The sequence below is a fragment of the Vibrio sp. 1F253 genome, from assembly GCF_041439295.1.
Taxonomy (GTDB): Bacteria; Pseudomonadota; Gammaproteobacteria; order Enterobacterales; family Vibrionaceae; genus Vibrio; species Vibrio tasmaniensis_A.
In genome coordinates this window covers 68753-75237 of record NZ_JBGONU010000022.1, presented here as the reverse complement: position 1 = coordinate 75237, position 6485 = coordinate 68753, and the positions used below count along the sequence as shown (strand labels likewise).

At 42.3% G+C, this 6485-nt stretch carries 4 protein-coding genes; 1 reads left to right on the top strand and 3 read right to left on the bottom strand.

Going from position 1 to position 6485, the window contains the following annotated elements; all coding sequences use genetic code 11:
• Nucleotides 1–150 precede the first annotated feature (150 nt).
• The 3 genes from ACED28_RS12875 to ACED28_RS12865 form a co-directional block, all read right to left on the bottom strand.
• Nucleotides 151–870, bottom strand: a complete 720-nt coding sequence (locus tag ACED28_RS12875; RefSeq protein WP_371709997.1) for a hypothetical protein — start codon at nt 868–870, stop codon at nt 151–153.
• Between the two features lie 375 nt (nt 871–1245).
• Nucleotides 1246–2259: a LacI family DNA-binding transcriptional regulator gene (locus ACED28_RS12870; protein WP_004732795.1), complete on the bottom strand. Its 1014-nt coding sequence runs from the start codon at nt 2257–2259 to the stop codon at nt 1246–1248.
• An 80-nt stretch (nt 2260–2339) separates the two neighbouring features.
• Nucleotides 2340–5414, bottom strand: coding sequence for a GH116 family glycosyl hydrolase (locus ACED28_RS12865; RefSeq protein ID WP_371709996.1), 3075 nt, complete (start codon nt 5412–5414; stop codon nt 2340–2342).
• A gap of 64 nt (nt 5415–5478) precedes the next feature.
• Between ACED28_RS12865 and ACED28_RS12860 the strand changes: the two genes are divergently transcribed.
• Nucleotides 5479–6426 (top strand): aldose 1-epimerase, encoded by a 948-nt coding sequence (locus tag ACED28_RS12860; RefSeq protein WP_371709995.1) that lies wholly within the window; start codon nt 5479–5481, stop codon nt 6424–6426.
• The last annotated feature ends 59 nt before the right edge of the window (nt 6427–6485 follow it).

Sequence of the window (6485 nt, the reverse complement as noted above, 5' to 3'; positions counted from 1 at the left end):
GCACGCTGGGTTCTTAGGGAGACGGCACTTGGTAACAAGTGTCGTCCACCCGACAAAAGTGATTTAGCTTACATGCCCCCGTATAACCTAAAGTAGTGATTGAGTTAGCTTTGAAGATTTAAAGAACGCCCAGTTAAAGGCGTTGTAAAATTAATCGTAAAGTTCAAAGCCTAGATCATCAATAATTGACAACGTCACCGGTCCCAAGTCATCACCATTAGCCATTAACTCTTTAGGCATTGGCGGAATAGTTCGGCCTTTAGAATCCTTACCGCGTTTGTCGTCAGTCCCATTGATGTAATCGTATAAATGACCGCCGTCGGAAAATGGCAAGCATTCATAATCTCTATTATAAGCTTCATTATAGGCAGTAACTGCTTTGCTGGTTTCCATACAAAAACCTTTACCTGCAATCTCTTTTGAATCGTCTATAAACACGTCACTTGAAGTTCCAACGCCAAAAATATGCGCAAATTCATGCAAAATAGTTGGCTTATAGCTTTTGGGATCAAAATCAGGCTCATGGAGATCTGAGCTAATCCAGATAATGCCTAATGAGGGGATATTGTCTTCATACTCTTCTACTGCCGCTAAGCCGTACTCTTCCACATCATCTGACACAATAATTTCAATGTTAATTGTGTGCTGATCTTTTCCATCAACCTTTTTGATTATGCCTAGCCATTTGTTAGCGGCTTCAATGTAGCGTTCTTTGTCATACTTAAAGTCCAAATCAAAGTTAAGGACAAAAGTTAAGTGATCATTTGATATAACTTCTTGGGAATAGTATTCAGGATAAAACTCAGAATCCTGACTGTAACTGACTGACGATAAAAAGGACAAAATGAGAGCTAGAGTTAATTTTTTCATTCGAAAACCTATAATAAAGCCGTCTAGGATGAAGGCTAAGTAGTGACGTTTAACTTGGTTGGATATTACAGTATTTATCGCTTTACTAACGTAAGCATACGTAACACCTTAATATCCGTGCACTACAAACTTCTCGACAAATTCAATGCAAGGTTTATTTTTCCCACAAATAAAAAATGCCACATGAAATATGTGACATCTTTATTATCTCACAGCTAATTTAGCTCACAATTCAATCCCCATATTGAACAATGTGAACGCGCAAATATAAGTAGTGAGATCGATAGCTTTACTCAGCGACATTCCTGCACCACGGTTCGCACTGACATCAATACGAATCATCACAGGCACAACACCTTGAGGCTTGTCTTGAAATTAACGATACAATGACTTGGTCGACTCTCTGACGATTAGATCAATGGGTGGTAGTCGAGCTTCATGCCGCTCGCCAGATAACAGATTCAAAATCGATTGAGCACATACCTCTCCAATTTCTTCAATAGGCTGTCTCAAAGTCGTTAACGCTGGCGTGAAATACTTAGACGTCGGCAAGTCATCAAAGCCAATCACAGACACATCTTCTGGCACTTTATAACCGTGGTCAGACAGCGCCTTAATCGCACCGTAAGCCGTTTGGTCATTAGCAGCAAACAAGGCGGAGAAGTGAACCTTAGATTCAATCAACTCGACCGTTTTCTCGTAGCCAGACTCACTACTGAAATCACCTTGTTTAACGAGTTTTGGCATCACTTTAATACCTGCCTCTTGAAGTGCTTTCTTATAGCCTTCAAAACGATTTCCCGAATCAGGTTGACTTGAAAGCCCCTTAATATGAGCAATATTCACATGCCCTTGTTGCAGTAAATGTAGGGTTGCCATATAGCCACCCAACACGTTGTCGATATTGATGGAGCGAACATTATTCTCAACAAAATCGTAACCAACCATCACGATAGGGATGTCTTGTGCATACTTAGCAATCTCTTCCTGAGTAATGCTTCCTGTCACGATGATCATTCCATCCACGTTACTTTTCGCCAGATACTCCAACGCGTGCATTTCTAGCTTTTTCTGCCAATGCCCTGTTGCGATCACTAATGAATAGCCTTGAGCGATCAGCGTTTTTTCCATGTCGTTGAGGATACGACTGGTGTAGGGGCTATCAGGGTGTTGCACCAAGACACCAATAGTGAGCGAGCGTCGGTTGGTGTTTTCTTGCATTTGGAAGTTAGGTTTGTAGCCCGTGTCTTTAATGGCTTGCTCAATGTTTTGGCTTTTATCATCCGACACATAAGTGGTTCGATTAAGGAAGCGAGACACGGTGCTGGGAGAAACACCAGCCAGTCTTGCTACATCGTATACGGTGGTTTTTTTTGTTTTAGTACGCATCTCGATACCTTAAATTCAATCGATTAAAGGGAGCGTAATCGCCCCCTATTTTTCAATTCACTAGTTAGCTTTTAGTTCTTTCAATACAAATAGGCGAAGATCATCCCCGGTCGGAAATAGCGACCAGCGGTATATTTCAACCCTGTGCTCAGTAGCCATTTGTGAAGAGCCATGGCCTCATCAGCTGAAATTTCACCTTGCAACATACTAACAAATTTATCACTGTCTTTAGTCAGGTTAGGACTCACCCGACCGTCAGATAGTACACACTTTTGTAATTTAAGCGCAGTAAGCCACTTTTTCGCATCATTTTGTGACAATTTAAAAGATGCTGAAAGATCTTTATCATCAAATGAGACTGAGCAGTTGAACCCCTCTGGCGCTGCAAATGGAATTTTCGAATAGTCATAGAGTGCGGTATACACGGTATCCATCAATGTTTCTGCTTGCTGCGATTTACCCGCTAAGTTCAACGCTGTTGCGACACTAAACTGAACACCAATCCACACATCTTGTGCCTGAAATGCTTCATGTGGAGAGCCATCGGCTAACGTCATATTCGCAACACCCAACTCAGGACTGTTGATTTCGAAGTTATGCTTATAAACATAGTCCAATGCGCGTTGGATATTCTGTTGCGGGAAAATACCCTCGAGTCCGATCAACTTTAGATAGCTATCAGCCAACAGGGCATCGCCAAAGCTGTTGTCAGAATCTGGCACTAAATCTAAGTATTCTGGAGTAAAGGCTTGTGGCGCCGTTTCACTCAGCAAACGTTTCTTGGAGGCTCTTTGAGATACCTTACTGATATTAATTGAGGCGTCCGTTTCATTAAGATAGGCATTGAGTGTGCTCTTGTCAGCAATCGCGTCGCCCGTCAAAGTCAGGCCTAATGTTTCCAATTCTTGGTAGCCCGCACCGGTTAAATGCTTGGCTTGAACTGGCGTCACGAAGAAGTGGTAGTAACCCTCTTTGTCATCCCACAAGCTTTGCTCAACTGTTGCTAACGCCTTTTTCGAACGCGTTAAGTAACCGCTAGCTAGATCGCTTTCGCCCATCAATTGTGCAAGTTCACTCGCGGCTTGTAGGCCAGCTACCCAAAGGCTCGCGCAGTAAATAGAGATACCGTGAGACGCAAGGTTATCAAAGGTATCGTCTGTGCCACGGGTTAGCGGTAAATCATCGCCCTCAGCGATCAAGTTCGATAAGAAATCGATACTCTCAGTCACAGCCTGCCAGCACTCTTTAACCACAGAGAGATCTTGGGTGTTTTGATAATGGCGGAACACCATCAAGATGTATTTCGGCGCTAGGTCCTTCCATTCTTTCACGTTGTGCCAACTGTAAGCGTCTGGCTGGATGTCGAATGGGCTGCCCAAGTCGTGGATTACCGCACCTCGAATGGCACGCACGCCTTGGTACTTGTCATCAATCAATTCGGCATTAGGCGTCGCTTCATATTCCCAGTAGCGACGCTGAGTAAAGTCTTCCGCCAAAATGGCTTTCGAGAACTCTTTCATCACACAGCCATCAAGCTCAGGCAACAAATAAAGCAGTGAGAATGAGCCGTAGAAATACACATCCAGAGAGTTAAAGAATGGATAGTCGACACACTCTTTCACCAAGAACTTATCTTCTTTATCCCATACCGTTGATTCGGCTAGGAAGGACAATGAGTTCATTGCCATCGTCGCATAACGCAATGCCGATTCTGGCTGCGATATCTTGCTTTGAGCTTGTTCGAGGAAAGCTGTTTGTTGTTCGACGATCTGTTGCTCAATCACTTCTACCTCTGGTAATACATCTTCTAACATCAGCAGAGCTGGTTGCGTTTGCGGGTAAAATTGCGTGTAAGCCTTATCTGAATACCAGCCATTAAGCATGACTTTGCTGTGCGCCATTACCTGCGCAAAACGCAGATCAACAGACTCACCCGCTTCCAATTCAACCTGAACCACCACCAATGCGCTCAGAGCTTCACGCCCTGTATAGATACCAGTTTGAAACTCAGTGTTTGTGCGGCCTGTTTTCAGTGCGAACTCGGTTTGTTGAGCACTCTTAGAGGTGTAAAGCGTTGGCTTCACAGAAATCGAGACCTTGCCTAATTTCGTCAAATGGTTATCCGCTTGAACACCAAACACCACTTCGCCTTCAATATCGCTCTGATAAGGCGATTGGCTCGACAGCTGAACACCGGTAAAGCTGTGACTTTCGCCTTTTAAGTTAACCACTTCATGCTGCTGAGCGATCGGATTTTGAGATAAGGTACAAGCCGAATCTTGAATGCCATCGCGACCTTTTTGATAGGTTGAACCAATCAAGTTTTGTAGCGGTTGAGCAAGCGTAATAACTCGAGTTTGCGCTGAATTATTGGTTAATTCGAAGTGATTCCAGTGCATCGGTAATGAACAAAGGCGTTTGTTCTCTTTAACGATCGGAGATACTACCTTACGCTTTATATTAATATCTTCGAAGCTATTGTATTTATATTCAGCTAATGGATACAAAGCTTGATATTCTATATCCCTACCATTAACACTATCTATATGATTATTATCACCCGCGGTAAGCGATAATAACTTCGTTGTATCATTTGTTAATAAACCATTAAAGAAATCTAAGGCGACATATAATTGACAAATTATTGAAGCTGAATCTTCTTCAATCAATAATTGAGTCTTATTTGAAAATTCAACGTTCCACTTTGTAAAGTTAGCTTTATTTTCTTGGTAGAAGCGACCATTTTTTAATGCTGCTCTAATCAGGTTAATCGCATTCGATATGTTTTTGCTTTCGATCTTCTTGCCATCAAACAAGGCAGGATAAAAGTTTAGGTGAACACTCAGCTCTTGTTCATTAAGGACTTGCAGCGTATCGATAGTCGGCACATTCATCACTGACGCATAAAAATCATTAAAATTAATAACTTGCTCTGAACAATCGACAAAGATTCCCGGAATAAAGCTGAAGTTAGGCGTGTTGCCGTTTGGTGTGAGTGTAAATGTGTTACCAATTCCGCCCACCGCCATACCGGTATTTTCTGGTGTGGTAGAAATTGGCGTGTACCAAGGTTGAATAAATTCAACTGCATCACCTTTTTTACATAAGTGTTCCGAATTTCCTGAGTAGCTCGTATATGGAATTTTATTATTCATTTTAAAACCGCCATTGAATATTTTTTTCTTCTTGTTAATATCTTTTTAAAATGGAGACATCAACATGTTTAAAATTATAAATGAAAAATTTGGAAATATTGACTCAGTCACATTAATAAACCACCAGCATGGTATAGAACTTCAAATAATCAATGGATTTGGTGCTGTTATTAATAAATATACCGTAAATAACAGTCCATTCTCTTTTATTTGTGGTTATCAGAATTATGATGAACTGATCAACCAACATCCGTTCTTTTCCCGCAGTGCTAAATTATTCCCTTTTCCAAACCGTTTAAACTTAGGTCGTTACAGTTTCGATAACCAAAACCATCAACTCCCAGCTAACTTTCCTTGGTCTGATCACGCCGTACATGGCCTGCTCTACAACCAACCTTTTTCAATCACAAACAACGTAGCCACTGAAGAATCCGCCAGTGTGACGTTGCAGTATCAAACGTCGTCATTGCACCCTGCTTTCCCGTTTGCTTTCAGCCTTGATGTAACCTTCACGGTTGACGTCACTGGCAAGCTCACCTCTTCAACAACCGTCTCTAACCTTGGTGATTCAGCCTTCCCATTCGGTGATGCTTGGCACCCTTACTTTTCACTCGGTACTGAGCTAGCACAATGTGGACTCGCTATGTCGCCTTGCTCTGAGGTCATACACGAAAACGACCTACCCAATGGTGAAAAACACGCTTTTGACCGTTTGTCTTTGGACGATTCACTCACCAATCAAAGCTTAAATCACTGCTTTGAATTTGATTCCAAGACAACCAACCAACTTGCGTTTACACGCTCAGATTCGTCTGCCGCTATTCGCTATCAACAAGATGCAAGCTACCCATTCGTTCAGCTTTACACGCCGACGAGCGAACAAAGCATTGCAATAGAACCAATGACTTGCCCAGCTGATGCATTCAACAACCAGATAGGCTTATTGACGCTTAGCCCGAACCAATCTCAGACCTTTACTTGGCAATGCCAAGCCAGCTATCAACCTCAGTGATGCAACCAAAATAAAGCGACACTAAAGAGAAACCAAAAAGCAATAAAGGGCGCATAAAG

Excerpts from the sequence above, each read along its gene's own strand:
- ACED28_RS12875 (WP_371709997.1), bottom strand. The coding sequence starts at position 870 with ATGAAAAAATTAACTCTAGCTCTCATTTTGTCCTTTTTATCGTCAGTC.
- ACED28_RS12870 (WP_004732795.1), bottom strand. The coding sequence starts at position 2,259 with ATGCGTACTAAAACAAAAAAAACCACCGTATACGATGTAGCAAGACTG.
- ACED28_RS12865 (WP_371709996.1), bottom strand. The coding sequence starts at position 5,414 with ATGAATAATAAAATTCCATATACGAGCTACTCAGGAAATTCGGAACAC.
- ACED28_RS12860 (WP_371709995.1), top strand. The coding sequence starts at position 5,479 with ATGTTTAAAATTATAAATGAAAAATTTGGAAATATTGACTCAGTCACA.